The sequence below is a fragment of the Enterobacter sp. 01-M-02-SI-ECC genome, assembly GCF_047530595.1.
Lineage (GTDB): Bacteria > Pseudomonadota > Gammaproteobacteria > Enterobacterales > Enterobacteriaceae > Enterobacter > Enterobacter cloacae_M.
Genome location: NZ_JBLKCZ010000008.1, coordinates 113,064 through 129,911, shown reverse-complemented (window position 1 = coordinate 129,911; position 16,848 = coordinate 113,064). Strand labels below are relative to the sequence as shown.

The following is a 16,848-nucleotide window of genomic DNA, read 5'->3' as shown; positions in this document are numbered from 1 at the left end:
GTCGCTTATTTCCACACAAAAGGGGACAGTATAGCGGGATCAGCGCTCAAAAGCGTATTCCACTTCTGCCGGGAAATGACGATGCCAGGCATCGAAGCCGCCGTCGACGCTGTATACCGCGTCGTAGCCCTGCTGAAGCAGATACTGCGCCGCGCCCTTGCTGCTGTTGCCGTGGTAGCACATGACCATGACCGGCGTCTCGAAGTCGTTATCGCGCATAAACGCGCTCAGCGTGTCGTTAGTGAGATGAAACGCGCCCGGCGTATGGCCCATCGCAAAACTCTGCGGATCGCGGATGTCCACCAACACCGCTTTTCCCTGGTGCATCTTCTGGTGGGCTTCTTCTACGTTAATACATTCAAACTGATCCATGGTGTTCTCTTTCTGTTGTTCAGGTTGGGTGCGCGCTGATGCCCTCACCCCAGCCCTCTCCCACGGGGAGAGGGAGAAAAGTTAGTCGCACTATTTTACCCCGTAGTGTACGTCCTGGCGGCGGGTAAACGCCATTATGTTATCCATATCACTCTAAATTGTTTTTTTGATGTTACCAAAAGCGCGTTCCTTTGCTATTATGAGCGATATCGAACATTTCTGAGCTTTAACGAAAGTGCATGAGGGTGTTATGGAAACCAAAGATCTGATTGTGATAGGCGGTGGCATCAACGGTGCCGGTATTGCGGTCGATGCCGCAGGACGCGGTTTATCCGTACTGATGCTGGAAGCTAACGATCTCGCCTGCGCGACGTCGTCCGCCAGCTCCAAACTGATTCACGGTGGCCTGCGCTACCTGGAACACTACGAATTCCGCCTGGTCAGTGAAGCACTGGCCGAACGTGAAGTGTTGCTGAAAATGGCACCGCATCTGGCGATTCCGATGCGCTTCCGCCTGCCCCATCGCCCGCATCTGCGTCCGGCGTGGATGATCCGTATTGGTCTGTTTATGTACGATCATCTGGGTAAACGCACCAGCCTCCCGGGTTCGAAAGGTTTGCGTTTTGGCTCAGAATCGGTCCTTAAGCCAGAAATTGTGCGCGGTTTCGAATATTCAGACTGCTGGGTGGACGACGCGCGCCTGGTGCTGGCGAATGCCCAGATGGTCGAGAAGAAAGGTGGCGAGGTGAAAACCCGCACCCGCGCGACCTCTGCACGTCGTGAAAACGGCCTGTGGATTGTGGAAGCGGAAGACATCGATACCGGCGAGAAATTTAGCTGGAAAGCGCGCGGTCTGGTGAACGCTACCGGCCCGTGGGTGAAGCAGTTCTTCGACGACGGCATGCATCTGCCTTCGCCGTACGGCATTCGCCTGATCAAGGGCAGCCACATTGTGGTACCGCGCGTGCATACGCAGAAGCAGGCCTACATTCTGCAGAACGAAGACAAGCGCATCGTGTTTGTGATCCCGTGGATGGACGAATTCTCGATCATCGGCACCACCGACGTGGAGTACAAAGGCGATCCGAAGAACGTCGAGATCGACGAGAGCGAAGTGAACTACCTGCTCAAAGTGTATAACGCGCACTTCAGGAAGCAGCTGTCACGCGATGACGTGGTCTGGACCTACTCCGGCGTGCGTCCGCTGTGCGATGACGAGTCTGATTCACCGCAGGCGATTACCCGCGACTATACGCTCGATATTCACGACGTTGACGGCCAGGCGCCGCTGCTTTCCGTGTTTGGCGGCAAGCTGACCACCTACCGCAAGCTGGCCGAGCACGCGCTGGAAAAACTGGCGCCGTACTATAAAGGCATTGGCCCGGCATGGACCAAAGGCGCGGTACTGCCCGGCGGTGATATCGGCGACAATCGCGATGATTACGCCGCCAAGCTGCGCCGTCGCTTCCCGTTCATCACCGAAGGGATGGCGCGCCACTATGCCCGCACCTACGGCAGCAATACCGAGCTGTTCCTGGGCGATGCGAAGGACATTGCGGATCTGGGCGAGCATTTCGGCCACGAGCTGTATGAAGCCGAGCTGCGCTACCTGGTTGAGCACGAGTGGGTTCGTCGTCTGGATGATGCTATCTGGCGTCGTACCAAAGAAGGTATGTGGCTCAACGCCGAGCAGCAGTCTCGCGTGGCGCAGTGGTTACAGCAAAATGCGGGGAAACGTGAGCTGTCGCTGGCGTCGTAATACGATCGGTGCGGGCTGTTGCCCTCATTCTGACCCTCCCCCACAGGGAGAGGGAACAAACACTAAAAACGGCAACCGAGGTTGCCGTTTTGCTTTTACAACCTCACCGGATCAATATGCCAGATCGTCTCGGCATACTCCTTGATGGTCCTGTCGGACGAGAAATAGCCCATATTAGCGATGTTATACATCGCGGCGCTGGTCCACTTCTCCTGCTGACGGTACAGTTCGTCCACCTTATCCTGACAGTCCACGTAGCTGCGATAATCCGCCAGCACCTGGTAGTGATCGCCAAAGTTAATCAGCGAATCCACCAGATCGCGATAGCGGCTCGGTTCATCCGGGCTAAACACGCCGGTCGCGATCTGCGTCAGCACCTGACGTAACTCTTCATCCTCTTCGTAATATTGACGCGGCGAGTAGCCTTTCCTGCGCAGCGCCTCCACCTCTTCCGTCGTGTTACCGAAGATAAAGATATTTTCTTCGCCCACGTGCTCCAGCATCTCGACGTTCGCCCCGTCCAGCGTACCAATGGTCAGCGCGCCGTTAAGGGCAAACTTCATGTTACTGGTGCCGGATGCTTCCGTACCCGCCGTGGAAATCTGCTCAGAGAGATCCGCCGCCGGGATGATCATCTGCGCCAGGCTTACGCTGTAGTTTGGAATGAATACCACCTTCAGCTTGTCGCCAATATCCGGATCCTGGTTAACCACCTTCGCCACATCGTTGATGAGATGAATAATGTGCTTCGCCATGTAGTAGGCGGAAGCCGCCTTACCGGCGAAGATCTTCACGCGCGGCACCCATTCGGCCGTTGGATCGGCCTTGATGCGGTTGTAATGGGTGATCACGTGCAGCACGTTCATCAGCTGACGCTTGTATTCGTGGATGCGTTTGATCTGAACGTCGAACAGCGCTTTCGGGTTTGCCACCACGTTGAGGTGCATCGCCAGCCAGACCGCCAGACGCTTTTTGTTCAGCAGCTTGGCTTCGCGCACGGCTTTGTTCACCGTCGGGAAATCAATATGCTGTTCCAGCTCGCTCAGCTGGCTCAAATCGGTACGCCAGGTACGGCCGATATTCTCGTCCAGCACCTCAGAGAGCGGCTGGTTGGCCAGCGCCAGCCAGCGGCGCGGCGTGACGCCGTTGGTCACGTTGCAGAACCGCGTCGGGAAGATCTTCGCGAAGTCCGCAAACAGCGACTGCACCATCAGGTTCGAGTGGAGCTCGGACACGCCGTTGACCTTGTGGCTGATGACAACCGCCAGCCAGGCCATGCGCACGCGACGACCGTTCGACTCATCAATGATGGACGCACGGCTCAGCAGGCCGGTATCGTTCGGATACTGCTCCTGCAGCGTCTTAAGGAAGTAGTCGTTAATCTCAAATATAATCTGCAGATGGCGCGGCAGGATTTTGCCGAGCATGTCCACCGGCCACGTCTCCAGCGCTTCGCTCATCAGCGTGTGGTTGGTGTATGAAAACACCTGGCAGGTCACCTCAAAGGCGTCATCCCAGCTGAACTTATGCTCGTCGATCAGCAGGCGCATCAGCTCCGGAATTGAGAGCACCGGGTGGGTGTCGTTAAGGTGGATCGCGGTTTTCTCCGCCAGGTTGGCGTAGGTTTTGTGCAGCTGATGGTGGCGGCTGAGGATGTCCTGAATGGTCGCCGAAACGAGGAAATACTCCTGACGCAGGCGCAGCTCGCGACCCGAGTAGGTCGAGTCATCCGGGTACAGCACGCGGGACACGTTCTCGGAGTGGTTTTTATCCTCCACCGCCGCGAAGTAGTCACCCTGGTTAAATTTACCGAGGTTAATTTCGCTACTGGCCTGGGCACTCCACAGGCGCAGCGTGTTGGTGGCGTCGGTATCGTAGCCGGGGATAATCTGGTCGTAGGCCACGGCCAGGATCTCTTCCGTTTCCACCCAGCGGGATTTTTTCCCTTCCTGCTGGATACGCCCGCCAAAGCGCACCTTGTAACGCGTGTTGTGGCGCTTGAATTCCCACGGGTTGCCGTACTCCAGCCAGTAGTCCGGCGACTCTTTCTGGCGCCCGTCGACGATGTTCTGTTTGAACATACCGTAGTCGTAGCGAATACCGTAGCCGCGGCCCGGCAGCGCCAGCGTCGCCAGCGAGTCGAGGAAGCAGGCGGCGAGACGCCCCAGGCCGCCGTTACCGAGGCCCGGGTCGTTCTCTTCGTCGATCAGCTCTTCTAAATCTAACCCCATCTCTTCGAGTGCGGTTTTGACATCGTCATAAATACCGAGCGACAACAGCGCGTTGGACAGCGTGCGGCCAATCAAAAATTCCATCGACAGGTAGTAAACCTGACGCGTTTCCTGCGAGAGCTGGGCGCGGTTTGAGCGCAGCCAGCGTTCAACTAAGCGGTCACGCACCGCAAACAGGGTGGCGTTCAGCCACTCGTGCTTGTTGGCGATAACCGGATCTTTCCCGATGGTGAACATCAGCTTGTAGGCGATGGAGTGCTTTAACGCCTCAACGCTGAGCGTGGGTGAAGAGTAGCTAAATGGAGCGTTCATATCAGTAACTTCGCCTCGTTACATCAAGCGTTGATAGAGATCGCGGTATGACTGCGCCGCGACATGCCAGCTAAAGTCCATGGACATCGCCTGACGCTGAACGTAACGCCAGAGCGATGGACGGGACCACAAGACGAAAGCACGCCGAATCGCCCGAAGCAGCGACCAGGCATTACTGTCCTCAAAGACAAACCCGCTGGCGATACCGTCCGCCAGGTTTTCCAGAGAGCTATCGGATACGGTGTCCGCCAGCCCGCCCGTGCGGCGCACCAGCGGCAGCGTGCCGTATTTCAGGCCGTAAAGCTGCGTCAGGCCGCAGGGTTCGAAACGGCTCGGCACCAGGATGACGTCCGCACCGCCCATGATGCGGTGCGAGAACGCTTCGTGGTAGCCAATCTGCACGCCCACCTGCCCCGGATGTTCCGCCGCGGCGGCAAGGAAACCTTCCTGCAGCACCGGGTCGCCCGCGCCGAGCAGCGCCAGCTGTCCGCCCTGCTCCAGTAAACCGGGCAACGCCTCCAGCACCAGATCCAGCCCTTTCTGGCTGGTCAGGCGGCTGACCACCGCGAACAGCGGCACTTTGTCGTTAACCTTCAGGCCCATCGCAATCTGCAGCTGGCGTTTGTTTTCCGCTTTGTCCTCCACGGAATCACGTCCATAGCGCGCCGCCAGCAGGAGATCGGTCTCCGGGCTCCAGATCTGTTCATCCACGCCGTTCAGGATGCCCGACAGGCGACCTTCGCGGTGGCGCTGCTGCAGCAACCCTTCCATGCCGTAGCCAAACTCCGGCTGGGTGATCTCACGCGCGTAGGTCGGGCTCACCGCCGTGATGTGATCGGCGTAGTACAGCCCGGCTTTCAGGAACGAGATCTGCCCGTTAAATTCCAGCCCGTGCATGTTATAGAACGATAATGGCAGATCGATTTCACTCATGTGATGGGCATAGTACATCCCCTGATACGCCAGGTTGTGCACGGTAAAGACCGATTTGGCCGGATGGCCGCGCGCCGCGAGATACGCCGGGGCAAGCCCGGCGTGCCAGTCGTGCGCGTGCACCACATCCGGGCGCCAGAACGGATCCAGCCCCGTCGCCATTTCTGCCCCGACCCAGCCGAGCAGCGCAAAGCGCAGCACGTTATCGGTGTAGGCGAACAGGTTCGTATCGTGATACGGGCTGCCCGGTCGATCGTATAAGTGCGGCGCGTCGATCAGGTAAATCCCTACGCCATTGTAATGTCCAAACAGCAGGGTGATGCGTCCGGCGAAGGTCTCACGGCGGGTCACCACTTTTGCATCGGGAATACCGCGCCGGATATCCGGAAAGGCGGGCAGCAGGACTCGGGTATCCACGCCTCCGGCGATTTGCGCTGCCGGTAATGCGCCCAGAACATCTGCCAGACCGCCCGTTTTTAACAACGGGAACATCTCAGAACATACATGTAAAACCTGCATCATCGCTCCTGTTTGATCTGCAGCTTCCGCAACATTTCCCGTGTGACTAACACGATCCCCTCTTCCGAACGATAGAAACGACGCGCGTCTTCTTCCGCGTTCTCACCAATCACCATCCCTTCTGGAATGACGCAGGCACGATCGATAACGCAGCGACGCAGACGGCACGAGCGCCCTACCCAGACATCAGGCAGTAAGACTGCCGAATCGATATTACAGAATGAATTTATCCGCACGCGGGGGAACAGCACCGACTGCACCACCACCGAGCCTGAAATAATGCACCCGCCGGACACCAGCGAGTTCAGCGTCATACCGTGGCTGCCGGAGCGATCCTGCACGAATTTGGCCGGGGGCAGCGATTCCATATGGGTACGAATCGGCCAGTTCTGGTCGTACATATCCAGCTCAGGCGTGACCGATGCCAGATCGAGGTTCGCTTTCCAGTAGGCTTCCAGGGTTCCCACATCGCGCCAGTAAGGTTCCGCATTGGGGTCGGACTGCACGCAGGACAGCGGGAAAGGATGTGCATACGCCATGCCAGCTTTAGTGATTTTCGGAATGATGTCTTTACCGAAGTCGTGGCTGGAGTTTTCGTCTTTGTCATCGTCTTCCAGCAGCTCATAAAGATAATCTGCATCAAAGACATAAATCCCCATGCTGGCGAGCGATTTGGTGTCATCGCCCGGCATGGTTGGCGGGTTAGCCGGTTTTTCAACAAAGTCGATAATTTTGTCGTCGGCATCCACGTGCATCACGCCAAACGCCGTCGCTTCAGCAACGGGCACAGGCAGACACGCCACGGTGCAGCGCGCCCCTTTTTCGACGTGGTCGATGAGCATGTGGGAGTAATCTTGCTTGTAGATATGGTCCCCGGCGAGGATCACGATGTATTCCGCGCTGTAGCGGCGAATGATGTCGAGGTTCTGCGTCACCGCATCCGCCGTTCCGCGATACCAGTTCTCGCCGTGGACGCGTTGCTGAGCGGGAAGGAGATCGACAAACTCGTTCATCTCTTCGCTGAAGAATGACCAGCCGCGCTGGATATGCTGAACCAGCGTGTGCGACTGATACTGCGTAATGACGCCAATACGGCGAATGCCCGAGTTGAGACAGTTGGAGAGCGCAAAGTCGATGATACGGAACTTACCACCAAAGTGAACGGCCGGTTTCGCGCGCTTGATGGTCAAATCTTTCAGACGGGTACCACGTCCACCCGCAAGTATCAGGGCAACCGTTTTTAATGGTAGCTGGCGCGCCAACATTAAGGGATCGTTCTTCTCTAATCTAACCATGACTAACTCCTTTTTTATCATCTTTGGAATACGCACACTCCGTGCGCAGGCCCGTGCCAGACAGCCATTACTACCGGATTATCCGCTCCGGCAAAGGGGGGAACAGCTCGCCATTCCCCTTCAGGTAAAACAATCGCTGCGACGTCATCCGTCGCGTTCAGCGTGACCAGCCATTTATCCGACAGCAGGATTTGCAGGCGTGGTACGCCGTGTTGCCACTCTTGCGCGCTTAAGGGTTGCGCGTCTTGATTCAACCAGCGAACGTTGCCGTCACCCTCTTCCCACCAGCGGTCGGCGGTCAGCGCGGGGATCTGCTGGCGAAGATGGATCAGCGCAGCGGTAAAATGAATCAGCCCGCTGTTGGCTTCACCCCAGTCGAGCCAGGTTAACGTGTTGTCCTGGCAATACGCATTGTTGTTACCGTGCTGGCTATGGCCGTGTTCATCGCCTGCCAGCAGCATCGGCGTGCCCTGCGACAATAAAAGCGTTGTCAGCAAAGCGTGAACGCTGGCGCGTCGCCGCTCGATGACGTCCAGGCTTCCGCCTAACCCTTCTATACCATGATTAAAGCTATGGTTATTGTTAGTGCCATCGCGATTCTCTTCGCCGTTTGCCTCATTGTGTTTCTGATTGAAACAAACGCAGTCCCTGAGCGTAAAACCGTCGTGTGCCGTCAACAGATTGACGGTGGCCGACGGGCGTTTGCCGTCGCGCTTAAAGAGATCGCTTGAAGCGGCAAAGCGTCCGGCGAACTCCCCCAGCGACAGATTCCGTTCCAGCCAGAAGCGGCGCGCGGCATCGCGGTAGTGATCGTTCCACTCGGCAAACAGCGGCGGGAAATTCCCGACCTGATAACCGCCTTCCCCGATGTCCCACGGCTCGGCAATGAGCTTCACCTGCGAGAGCACCGGACAGTTTTTTATCGCCTCAAACAGCGGAGCCTGCTGGCTGAACGCCGGCGTGCGCCCCATTACGGGCGCCAGGTCGAAACGAAAACCGTCGACGTGGAACGTCTCCACCCAGTATTTCAGGCATTCATAAGCAAAATGCGTGACCGCCGGATGGCTGAGGTTGAGCGTGTTACCGCAGCCGGTCCAGTTCTCATAATCACCATCCTGCCTGATCCAATAATAGCTACGGTTATCAATTCCGCGCATGGAGAGCGTCGGACCGTCGAGATCGCTTTCGGCACTGTGGTTCAGCACGACGTCCAGAATGACCTCAATGCCCGCCGCGTGGAGCGCCTTCACCGCATCGCGAAACTCGTCCCGCGCCTTTTCCGGATGGGCGGCATAGCGCGGCTCAAGCGCGAACATCGCCAGCGGGTTGTAGCCCCAGTAGTTGCTAAGCCCCAGCCGCTGCAGACGCGGCTCGCTGGCAAAATGGGCGACGGGAAGCAGTTCCAGGGCGGTGATGCCGAGGTGCTTCAGGTAGGCGATCATGGTTGGATGCCCGAGCGCCTTATAGGTGCCGCGCATCTCTTTGGGGATCGACGGGTGCAGGTACGTCAGCCCTTTGACGTGGGCTTCATAAATAACGGTATTGCCCCACGGCGTCTGCGGCGGGGCATCGTCTTCCCAGTCATAAAGATCGTTCACCACCACGCTTTTTGGCGCGACGGGCGCGCTGTCGCGGTGGTCGGGCTCGCCGTAGCCCACGTGGAAGAGCGGGTCGTCTTTAAATTCGCCGTCCACGCGGTGCGCGCACGGGTCAATCAACAGCTTCGCCGGGTTAAACCAGTGGCCCTTCGCCGGATCCCACGGACCGTGTACGCGAAAGCCATAGTGCACGCCTGGCCGTCCTCCGGCCAGGTAGCCGTGCCAGGTATCCCCCGTGCGCGCGGGTAAATCGTAACGGTGCTCGTTACCTTCCCCATCAAACACGCACAGTTCTACCCGCTCAGCATGAGCGGAAAAGAGGGTGAAATTGACACCCTTTCCGTCAAAACGCGCGCCGAGCGGTTCGGGTTCACCTGCCGTAAGCTGCGTCATTCGCCCTCCCGCATCAGCCAGATGGTGCCAAGCGGCGGCAGCGTCAGGCTCAGTGAGTTGGGTCGCCCGTGACTTTCGATGGCATCGCTCTGGACCAGCCCGCCGTTACCGGCGTTGCTGCCGTGATAGTGCATCGAGTCGGTATTCAGGATCTCGCGCCATTTGCCCGGCTGGTTAATGCCGAAGCGGTAGTGTTCGCGCGGCACCGGCGTGAAGTTGCTGGCGACGATGATCTCGTTACCCGCTTTGTCACGACGCACAAAGACAAACACCGAGCGCTCGTGGTCGTCCACCACCAGCCACTCAAAGCCGTACGGATCGAAGTCGAGCTCGTGCAGCGCTTTGTGGTGGCGGTAGGTCAGGTTCAGGTCGCGCACCAGACGCTGCACCCCGTGGTGCCAGTTGTCGCCGCCTTCCAGCAGGTGCCAGTCGAGGCTGGCGTCGTGGTTCCACTCGCGTCCCTGGGCGAACTCATTGCCCATAAACAGCAGTTTCTTGCCCGGGAAGGCAAACATCCAGCCGTAGTAGGCGCGCAGGTTGGCAAACTTCTGCCACGCGTCGCCCGGCATGCGGTCGAGAATCGATTTTTTGCCGTGCACCACTTCATCGTGCGACAGCGGCAGCATGAAGTTTTCGGTGTAGTTGTAGAGCATCCCGAACGTCAGCTTATCGTGATGATACTTACGGTGAACCGGATCCAGCTTCATGTAGTCGAGCGTGTCGTGCATCCAGCCCAGGTTCCACTTGTACCAGAACCCCAGGCCGCCTGATGACGGCGGACGGGAGACGCCCGCAAAGTCGGTCGACTCTTCCGCCATGGTCACGGCACCGTCCACCTGTTCGCCGATAATGCGGTTGGTATTGCGCAGGAATTCAATCGCTTCCAGGTTTTCACGGCCGCCAAACTCGTTCGGGATCCACTCGCCCTCTTTGCGGCTGTAGTCGCGGTAGATCATCGACGCCACCGCATCGACGCGCAGGGCGTCAATGCCAAACCGCTCGATCCAGTACAGGGCATTCCCGACCAGGTAGTTTGCGACCTCACGGCGACCGTAGTTGTAGATCAGCGTGTTCCAGTCCTGGTGATAGCCTTCGCGCGGGTCGCTGTGCTCGTACAGCTTCGTGCCGTCAAACTCTGCCAGCGCGAAATCATCCGATGGGAAATGTCCCGGCACCCAGTCGAGGATGACGTTCAGCCCGGCGGCGTGCGCGGCATCAATGAAATAGCGGAAGTCATCGCGGGTGCCAAAGCGGCGCGTTGGCGCATACAGCCCGGTAGGCTGATAGCCCCAGCTGCCGTCGAACGGGTGCTCGTTGACCGGCAGCAGCTCAAGGTGGGTAAAGCCCATCCATTTGGCATAGGGCACCAGCTGGTCGGCAAGCTCACGGTAGCTGAGCCAGAAGTTGTTATCGGTGTGGCGACGCCAGGAGCCAAGGTGTACCTCATAGACGGAGATGGGCGCGTCAAAACGGTTGGCCTGTTTACGCTCCTCCGTCTGGACGACCTTCTCCGGCAGGCCGCAAATCAGCGACGCGGTATCCGGGCGCATCTGCGCTTCGAAGGCATACGGGTCGGCTTTAATGCGCAGCTTGCCGTTAGCGTCGATCATCTCGAATTTATAAAGCTGCCCGGGGTGCGCTCCGGGGATAAACAGCTCCCAGATGCCGCTTTCCCGGCGCAGGCGCATCGGATGGCGGCGACCGTCCCAGTAGTTGAACTGGCCGACAACGGAGACGCGCTGGGCGTTAGGCGCCCACACGGAGAACCGCGTGCCGGTAATGCCGTCCATGGTATCGGCATGGGCACCCAGGGTTTCATAAGGGCGAAGATGCGTTCCTTCGGAGAGCAGCCAGGCGTCCATCTCTTTAAGCAGAGGACCGAAGCTGTAAGGATCGTCAATCAGGTTTTGCTGACCGTGCCAGAGAACGGCGAGCTGATAGCGAAAAGGATTTTTACGGCGGGGCATTACGCCCGAGAAGAAGCCACGGGAATCGAGGCATTCAAGATTACCGACCTTGCGGCCGGTTTTGGGTTCAATCACCCAGACTTCTGTGGCATCCGGTAACAGTGCCCTAACTTCAAGGCCATCCTCAGTTTGATGCATCCCAAGCACAGAAAAGGGGTCAGCAAAATGACCCGCAATAAGCGCATTAATCACGTCTCTATCCACACGATCGGACATGGTATTCATCCTGTTTTTTATGTCGTCCTTTTTAAGCGCTCCGGGACGACTTTTAATGTGACCTGAACGGGACAGCACAAAAATGTGCATCCATTCTGCTCCGTTCGAACCTCAGGTAAGAAATGACTCTTCCTTAAAGCATAGCCAACGCTCTAGATGACTCCTGATAAAAAATAAGACATACGCGTGTTACTCCATGTAGTACGCAAAAAAAGGGGGTGAAAATCACCCCCGGTAGTTAACAAATTATTACGCCAGCTGGCGCAGCATGCGGCGCAGCGGCTCGGCGGCGCCCCACAGGAGCTGGTCGCCGACGGTGAACGCGGAGAGATACTCCGGCCCCATGTTCAGCTTGCGCAGACGGCCAACCGGCGTAGTCAGCGTGCCGGTAACGGCAGCCGGGGTCAGCTCGCGCATGGTGATATCGCGATCGTTTGGCACCACTTTCGCCCACGGGTTGTGCGCGGCCAGCAGCTCTTCCACGGTCGGAATAGACACATCTTTTTTCAGTTTAATGGTGAAGGCCTGGCTGTGGCAGCGCAGCGCGCCGATACGCACGCACAGACCGTCAACCGGAATGGTGTTCGCGGTCGCGAGGATTTTGTTAGTCTCAGCCTGGCCCTTCCACTCTTCGCGGGTCTGGCCGTTATCCAGCTGTTTGTCGATCCACGGGATCAGGCCACCGGCCAGCGGTACGCCGAAGTTATCCACCGGCAGCTCGCCGCTTCGGGTCAGCTGAGTGACCTTACGTTCAATATCGAGGATCGCGGACGCCGGGTTTGCCAGCTCGGTCGCGACGCTTTGGTGCAGCTGGCCCATCTGGGTCAGCAGCTCGCGCATATGACGCGCGCCGCCGCCGGACGCCGCCTGGTAGGTCGCCACGGAGACCCACTCAACCAGATCCTGCGCGAACAGGCCGCCGAGGGACATCAGCATCAGGCTGACGGTACAGTTACCGCCGACAAAGGTTTTCACGCCGTTGTTCAGGCCGTCGGTGATGACGCCCTGGTTCACCGGGTCGAGAATGATGATGGCATCGTCTTTCATGCGCAGCGAAGAAGCCGCGTCAATCCAGTAGCCCTGCCAGCCGCTTTCACGCAGCTTTGGATAGATTTCGTTGGTATAATCGCCGCCCTGGCACGTCACAATAATATCGAGTGCCTTCAGCGCTTCCAGATCGTAAGCATCCTGCAACGTGCCTGTGGTACCACCAAAGGACGGAGCAGCCTGGCCGAGCTGGGAAGTGGAGAAGAAGACCGGGCGGATAGCGTCGAAATCGCGCTCTTCAACCATGCGTTGCATGAGTACAGAGCCGACCATACCGCGCCAGCCGATAAAACCAACGTTTTTCATAGCATTTTTTTCCTGCTGAGGGTGTGTGCTGATTGTGCAAGCCAGTATTGAACTGGGATATGCTTCACATTACAAAATGCTGCCAAAGTCGCAAGCGAAATTAATCGATGATTGCCCGGCAATCAGAAAAAGCGCTAATCATCGAAATAACACTACTAAGTATCAGGGATAATTTAAAGATGAGTGAAATCATTTCCGCGGCGGTTTTATTGATCCTGATTATGGATCCACTGGGAAACCTGCCTATCTTCATGTCGGTGCTGAAGCACACCGAGCCGAAGCGCCGCCGGGCGATTATGATCCGCGAGCTGCTCATCGCCCTGCTGGTGATGTTTATCTTCCTGTTTGCCGGTGAGAAAATTCTCGCATTCCTCAACCTGCGCGCCGAAACCGTTTCGATTTCCGGCGGGATTATTCTGTTCCTGATTGCCATTAAGATGATTTTCCCGAGCGCGGAAGGCAGCAGCAGCGGCCTGCCCGCGGGTGAAGAGCCGTTTATCGTGCCGCTGGCGATTCCACTCGTCGCCGGGCCAACGATTCTGGCCACGCTGATGCTGCTGTCGCATCAGTATCCGAACCAGATGAGCCATCTGGTGATTGCCCTGCTGATCGCCTGGGGCGGGACGTTTATCATCCTGCTGCAGTCGTCGCTGTTCCTGCGCCTGCTGGGTGAGAAAGGGGTGAACGCGCTGGAACGCCTGATGGGGCTGATTCTGGTGATGATGGCAACGCAGATGTTCCTGGACGGGATCCGCGCGTGGATGAAGGGATGACTTTCTCCCTCTCCCTGTGGGAGAGGGGCGGGGTGAGGGCATCAGGCCGCAGAGGACTACCCATCTACCCCTTACGAATCAAATACCGGTACGGCAGCGCTTCGGTCTGCTGTGCCACCAGTTCATGCTCCATAAAGGTACAAAAGCCGGGAATATCGCGGGTCGTGGCCGGGTCGTCGGCAATAATCAGCAGCGTTTCACCGGTCTGCATGTTGCGCACGGTTTTGCGTACCATCATTACCGGCTCCGGGCAGCGAAGGCCCTGGGCATCAAGAGTGTGGTCTGGGCTGGAAAACAGGTCGGTCATGGTCTTCTCGGTCTGGTAAAAACGGCTGTAGTTTACGCCCGGTTGCGATCAATGCAAACCAGGTTAACGATTGCGTAAAAACTAACCATTGCAATGTCCTGACAAAGCAGTATCATGCTGCGGTTTTTATTGGGTTCCCTCACCCCAACGTATAAAAAGGTCACAATATGACGTCGTTTTCTGAATCACAGCGCGTAAAAGCGTTGTTCTGGCTTTCGCTTTTCCATTTGCTGGTGATCACCTCCAGCAACTATCTGGTGCAGCTGCCGATCTCCATCTTTGGTTTTCACACCACCTGGGGCGCATTCAGCTTCCCGTTTATTTTCCTCGCGACGGATTTGACCGTGCGTATCTTTGGCGCACCGCTGGCTCGCCGTATTATTTTTTCGGTCATGCTCCCGGCGCTGTTCATCTCGTACGTGGTTTCGTCTCTGTTTTATATGGGAAGCTGGCAGGGCTTTGAGGCGTTAACCCACTTCAACCTGTTTGTTGCCCGTATCGCTGCCGCAAGCTTTATGGCCTACGCGCTGGGGCAGATCCTCGACGTGCACGTGTTTAACCGCCTGCGTCAGAATCATCGCTGGTGGATGGCGCCAACCGCCTCCACGCTGTTCGGTAACGTGAGCGATACGCTGGCCTTCTTCTTCATCGCCTTCTGGCGCAGCCCGGATGCGTTCATGGCCGAACACTGGATGGAAATCGCGCTGGTGGACTACTGCTTCAAGGTCCTCATCAGCATTGTTTTCTTCCTGCCGATGTACGGCGTACTGCTCAATATGCTGCTGAAAAGGCTGGCAGATAAATCTGAAATCACGGCATTGCAGGCTGGTTAAGGGTTCGCTTTATCAGTTGTGATAAGATGAACGAATGAGCCGTTATGGCCGTTTATCGAAAGGAAGAAGTCAATGCGCAATCTGGTTAAATATGTCGGGATTGGCCTGCTGGTTGTGGGTCTTGCAGCCTGTGATAACAGCGACACGAAAACGCCTGCTCAGGGCGCATCCGCAGAGAGCAACGCGACCGGCCAGCCGGTGAATCTGATGGATGGCAAACTCAGCTTCTCTCTGCCAGCCGATATGACCGATCAGAGCGGCAAGCTGGGGACCCAGGCGAACAACATGCACGTTTACTCCGACGCAACCGGGCAGAAAGCGGTCATTGTGATTGTGGGCGACGACACCAGCGAAGATCTGGCCGTCCTGTCCAAACGTCTGGAAGATCAGCAGCGCGGCCGCGATCCTCAGCTGCAGGTCGTGACCAATAAATCCATCGAGCTGAAAGGCCACACGCTGCAACAGCTCGACAGCATCATCTCTGCAAAAGGCCAGACCGCATACTCTTCTGTGGTGCTGGGCAAGGTTGATAACAAACTGCTGACCCTGCAGATCACCCTGCCAGCCGAAGATCAGCAGAAAGCGCAGACGGCTGCTGAAAACATCATTAACACCATCGTGATCCAGTAACGCTTCACGATGATGACGTGGCCTCCGGTGCCTGCACCGGGGGCCATTTTTTTAGCCGCCACGTCAGCAGGAGCGCAATCACCACCAGCCCCGCCGCGGCAAGATAGATCACCGGCACGCCTGCCCAGGACATCACCAGCCCCGCCAGCGGGCCGGTAATCCCTAAAGACATATCCATAAACACCGTATAGGTCGCCAGCGCTGCCCCCTGGTTCTGCTGCGGCACGGCTTTTACCGCCACCACGCCCAGCGCCGGGAAGACCAGGGAAAAGCCAGCCCCCGCGAGGAACACGCCCACTTTCGCGACCCAGGGCACCATCGCTATTCCGGTCAGCAGCAGCCCGACAATCTCTATCGCAAAGCAGATCATCGCCACGTTCAGCCCGCCAAGACGGTTGATGCCGTTAGGGAAAAGCAGGCGGGCGCCAACAAACGCACAGCTAAACAGGGTTAACGCAAAGGCTGCGCCGTCCCAGCCTTTGGCGTCGTAGAACAGGGTAATGAAGGTCGCAATCACGCCGAAGCCGGTGGTCGCCAGCGCCAGCGCCATGCCGTACGGCCAGACGCGCCCCAGCACCGCCCGAAACGGCAGCGGCTTGCCTTTGCTGGCCTTCACTTTCGGGCGCGGCAGCGCAAAGAGGATTGCCAGCAGCGCGACCGCCATAATGGTGATAGCCAGCCCATACAGCCCGCCAAGCGCATAGCAGGCCACGCCGAGCGGCGCCCCGAGCGCCATCGCACCGTAGGTGACAATCCCGTTCCAGGAGATCACCCGACCAATGTGCGGCGCGCCTACCACCCCCACGCCCCACAGCGTTGAGCCGGTTCCCGCCAGACTTTGCCCGATGCCAAGAATGACGCGGCCCAGGCAGAGCAGCGCCAGGCTGACCAGCGGCCAGTGGCCGGTGGCGGCAGCCAGCAGGTAGCTCAGGCCACTGAGAAAACAGCCGCACAGTCCCACCACCACGATGCTTTTTGGACCGAACATGTCCGCGTAGCGCCCGGCATGCGGGCGGCTGAGAAGCGTGGCGAAATATTGCAGGCTTATCACCAGCCCCGCCCAGAAGGCGCTGAAGCCCATCACGTCATGGACATAGCCCGGCAGGACCGCCAGCGGCAGGCCAATGGTCAGATAGCTGGCAAAGTTGAAAATCACAACGGAAACGATGCGCAGATTGAGGCGCAGTCCGCTCAGTGCCGGTTCAGCGGCAGGTTCGGGCATGGGGTTCTACCTGGATTTTTTACAACAGTGTTTCACTATTACCACGGCGCAATAAGAAAATCAGCCCCGACTTTCAGATTAACGGTGCCAGACGAAGCGAAGCCCGGGCACTACACTTATCGGGTCATCATATTA

General features: G+C 57.8%; 13 protein-coding genes. 4 read left to right on the top strand and 9 right to left on the bottom strand.

What is annotated here, in order from left to right; genetic code table 11:
- Positions 1-39 precede the first annotated feature (39 nt).
- Positions 40-372 (bottom strand): thiosulfate sulfurtransferase GlpE, encoded by a 333-nt coding sequence (gene glpE, locus ACMWLG_RS12995; protein ID WP_045403340.1) that lies wholly within the window; start codon positions 370-372, stop codon positions 40-42.
- A gap of 250 nt (positions 373-622) precedes the next feature.
- Here glpE and glpD point away from each other — a divergent pair, with 250 nt between their 5' ends.
- A complete protein-coding gene (gene glpD, locus ACMWLG_RS12990; protein ID WP_045403338.1) occupies positions 623-2,131 on the top strand; it encodes a glycerol-3-phosphate dehydrogenase in 1,509 nt (502 codons plus the stop codon).
- Positions 2,132-2,226: 95 nt separating this feature from the next.
- On the opposite strand, the gene glgP is transcribed toward glpD, so the two are convergent.
- The 6 genes from glgP to asd form a co-directional block, all read right to left on the bottom strand.
- Positions 2,227-4,674: a glycogen phosphorylase gene (gene glgP / locus ACMWLG_RS12985; protein WP_045355952.1), complete on the bottom strand. Its 2,448-nt coding sequence runs from the start codon at positions 4,672-4,674 to the stop codon at positions 2,227-2,229.
- Between the two features lie 18 nt (positions 4,675-4,692).
- A complete protein-coding gene (gene glgA, locus ACMWLG_RS12980) occupies positions 4,693-6,126 on the bottom strand; it encodes a glycogen synthase GlgA (protein ID WP_023309509.1) in 1,434 nt (477 codons plus the stop codon).
- The gene (gene glgC, locus ACMWLG_RS12975) at positions 6,126-7,421 is read right to left on the bottom strand and encodes a glucose-1-phosphate adenylyltransferase (protein ID WP_023309510.1); all 1,296 of its coding nucleotides are present in this window, start codon (positions 7,419-7,421) and stop codon (positions 6,126-6,128) included. Before glgC ends, glgA begins: the two co-directional genes overlap by 1 nt.
- 17 nt (positions 7,422-7,438) lie before the next feature.
- Entirely contained in the window at positions 7,439-9,412 is a 1,974-nt protein-coding gene (gene glgX / locus ACMWLG_RS12970; protein WP_045403335.1) for a glycogen debranching protein GlgX, read from the bottom strand.
- Positions 9,409-11,595, bottom strand: coding sequence for a 1,4-alpha-glucan branching enzyme (gene glgB, locus ACMWLG_RS12965; RefSeq protein ID WP_045403403.1), 2,187 nt, complete (start codon positions 11,593-11,595; stop codon positions 9,409-9,411). Before glgB ends, glgX begins: the two co-directional genes overlap by 4 nt.
- Positions 11,596-11,844: 249 nt before the next feature.
- Positions 11,845-12,948, bottom strand: a complete 1,104-nt coding sequence (asd, locus tag ACMWLG_RS12960; RefSeq protein WP_033146834.1) for an aspartate-semialdehyde dehydrogenase — start codon at positions 12,946-12,948, stop codon at positions 11,845-11,847.
- Positions 12,949-13,127: 179 nt separating this feature from the next.
- Here asd and yhgN point away from each other — a divergent pair, with 179 nt between their 5' ends.
- Positions 13,128-13,721, top strand: coding sequence for an NAAT family transporter YhgN (yhgN, locus tag ACMWLG_RS12955; RefSeq protein WP_003861574.1), 594 nt, complete (start codon positions 13,128-13,130; stop codon positions 13,719-13,721).
- Between the two features lie 64 nt (positions 13,722-13,785).
- Here yhgN and tusA read toward each other — a convergent pair whose 3' ends face one another.
- Positions 13,786-14,028, bottom strand: coding sequence for a sulfurtransferase TusA (gene tusA, locus ACMWLG_RS12950; protein ID WP_008503071.1), 243 nt, complete (start codon positions 14,026-14,028; stop codon positions 13,786-13,788).
- A gap of 167 nt (positions 14,029-14,195) precedes the next feature.
- Between tusA and ACMWLG_RS12945 the strand changes: the two genes are divergently transcribed.
- Both ACMWLG_RS12945 and ACMWLG_RS12940 read left to right on the top strand, forming a co-directional pair.
- The gene (locus ACMWLG_RS12945; protein ID WP_023309514.1) at positions 14,196-14,861 is read left to right on the top strand and encodes a 7-cyano-7-deazaguanine/7-aminomethyl-7-deazaguanine transporter; all 666 of its coding nucleotides are present in this window, start codon (positions 14,196-14,198) and stop codon (positions 14,859-14,861) included.
- 72 nt (positions 14,862-14,933) lie between these two features.
- Positions 14,934-15,491, top strand: coding sequence for a DcrB family lipoprotein (locus ACMWLG_RS12940; RefSeq protein WP_023309515.1), 558 nt, complete (start codon positions 14,934-14,936; stop codon positions 15,489-15,491).
- A gap of 4 nt (positions 15,492-15,495) precedes the next feature.
- Here ACMWLG_RS12940 and ACMWLG_RS12935 read toward each other — a convergent pair whose 3' ends face one another.
- Entirely contained in the window at positions 15,496-16,713 is a 1,218-nt protein-coding gene (locus tag ACMWLG_RS12935) for an MFS transporter (RefSeq protein ID WP_045403332.1), read from the bottom strand.
- Between the last annotated feature and the right edge of the window lie 135 nt (positions 16,714-16,848).

Excerpts from the sequence above, each read along its gene's own strand:
- glpE (WP_045403340.1), bottom strand. The coding sequence starts at position 372 with ATGGATCAGTTTGAATGTATTAACGTAGAAGAAGCCCACCAGAAGATG.
- glpD (WP_045403338.1), top strand. The coding sequence starts at position 623 with ATGGAAACCAAAGATCTGATTGTGATAGGCGGTGGCATCAACGGTGCC.
- glgP (WP_045355952.1), bottom strand. The coding sequence starts at position 4,674 with ATGAACGCTCCATTTAGCTACTCTTCACCCACGCTCAGCGTTGAGGCG.
- glgA (WP_023309509.1), bottom strand. The coding sequence starts at position 6,126 with ATGCAGGTTTTACATGTATGTTCTGAGATGTTCCCGTTGTTAAAAACG.
- glgC (WP_023309510.1), bottom strand. The coding sequence starts at position 7,421 with ATGGTTAGATTAGAGAAGAACGATCCCTTAATGTTGGCGCGCCAGCTA.
- glgX (WP_045403335.1), bottom strand. The coding sequence starts at position 9,412 with ATGACGCAGCTTACGGCAGGTGAACCCGAACCGCTCGGCGCGCGTTTT.
- glgB (WP_045403403.1), bottom strand. The coding sequence starts at position 11,595 with ATGTCCGATCGTGTGGATAGAGACGTGATTAATGCGCTTATTGCGGGT.
- asd (WP_033146834.1), bottom strand. The coding sequence starts at position 12,948 with ATGAAAAACGTTGGTTTTATCGGCTGGCGCGGTATGGTCGGCTCTGTA.
- yhgN (WP_003861574.1), top strand. The coding sequence starts at position 13,128 with ATGAGTGAAATCATTTCCGCGGCGGTTTTATTGATCCTGATTATGGAT.
- tusA (WP_008503071.1), bottom strand. The coding sequence starts at position 14,028 with ATGACCGACCTGTTTTCCAGCCCAGACCACACTCTTGATGCCCAGGGC.
- ACMWLG_RS12945 (WP_023309514.1), top strand. The coding sequence starts at position 14,196 with ATGACGTCGTTTTCTGAATCACAGCGCGTAAAAGCGTTGTTCTGGCTT.
- ACMWLG_RS12940 (WP_023309515.1), top strand. The coding sequence starts at position 14,934 with ATGCGCAATCTGGTTAAATATGTCGGGATTGGCCTGCTGGTTGTGGGT.
- ACMWLG_RS12935 (WP_045403332.1), bottom strand. The coding sequence starts at position 16,713 with ATGCCCGAACCTGCCGCTGAACCGGCACTGAGCGGACTGCGCCTCAAT.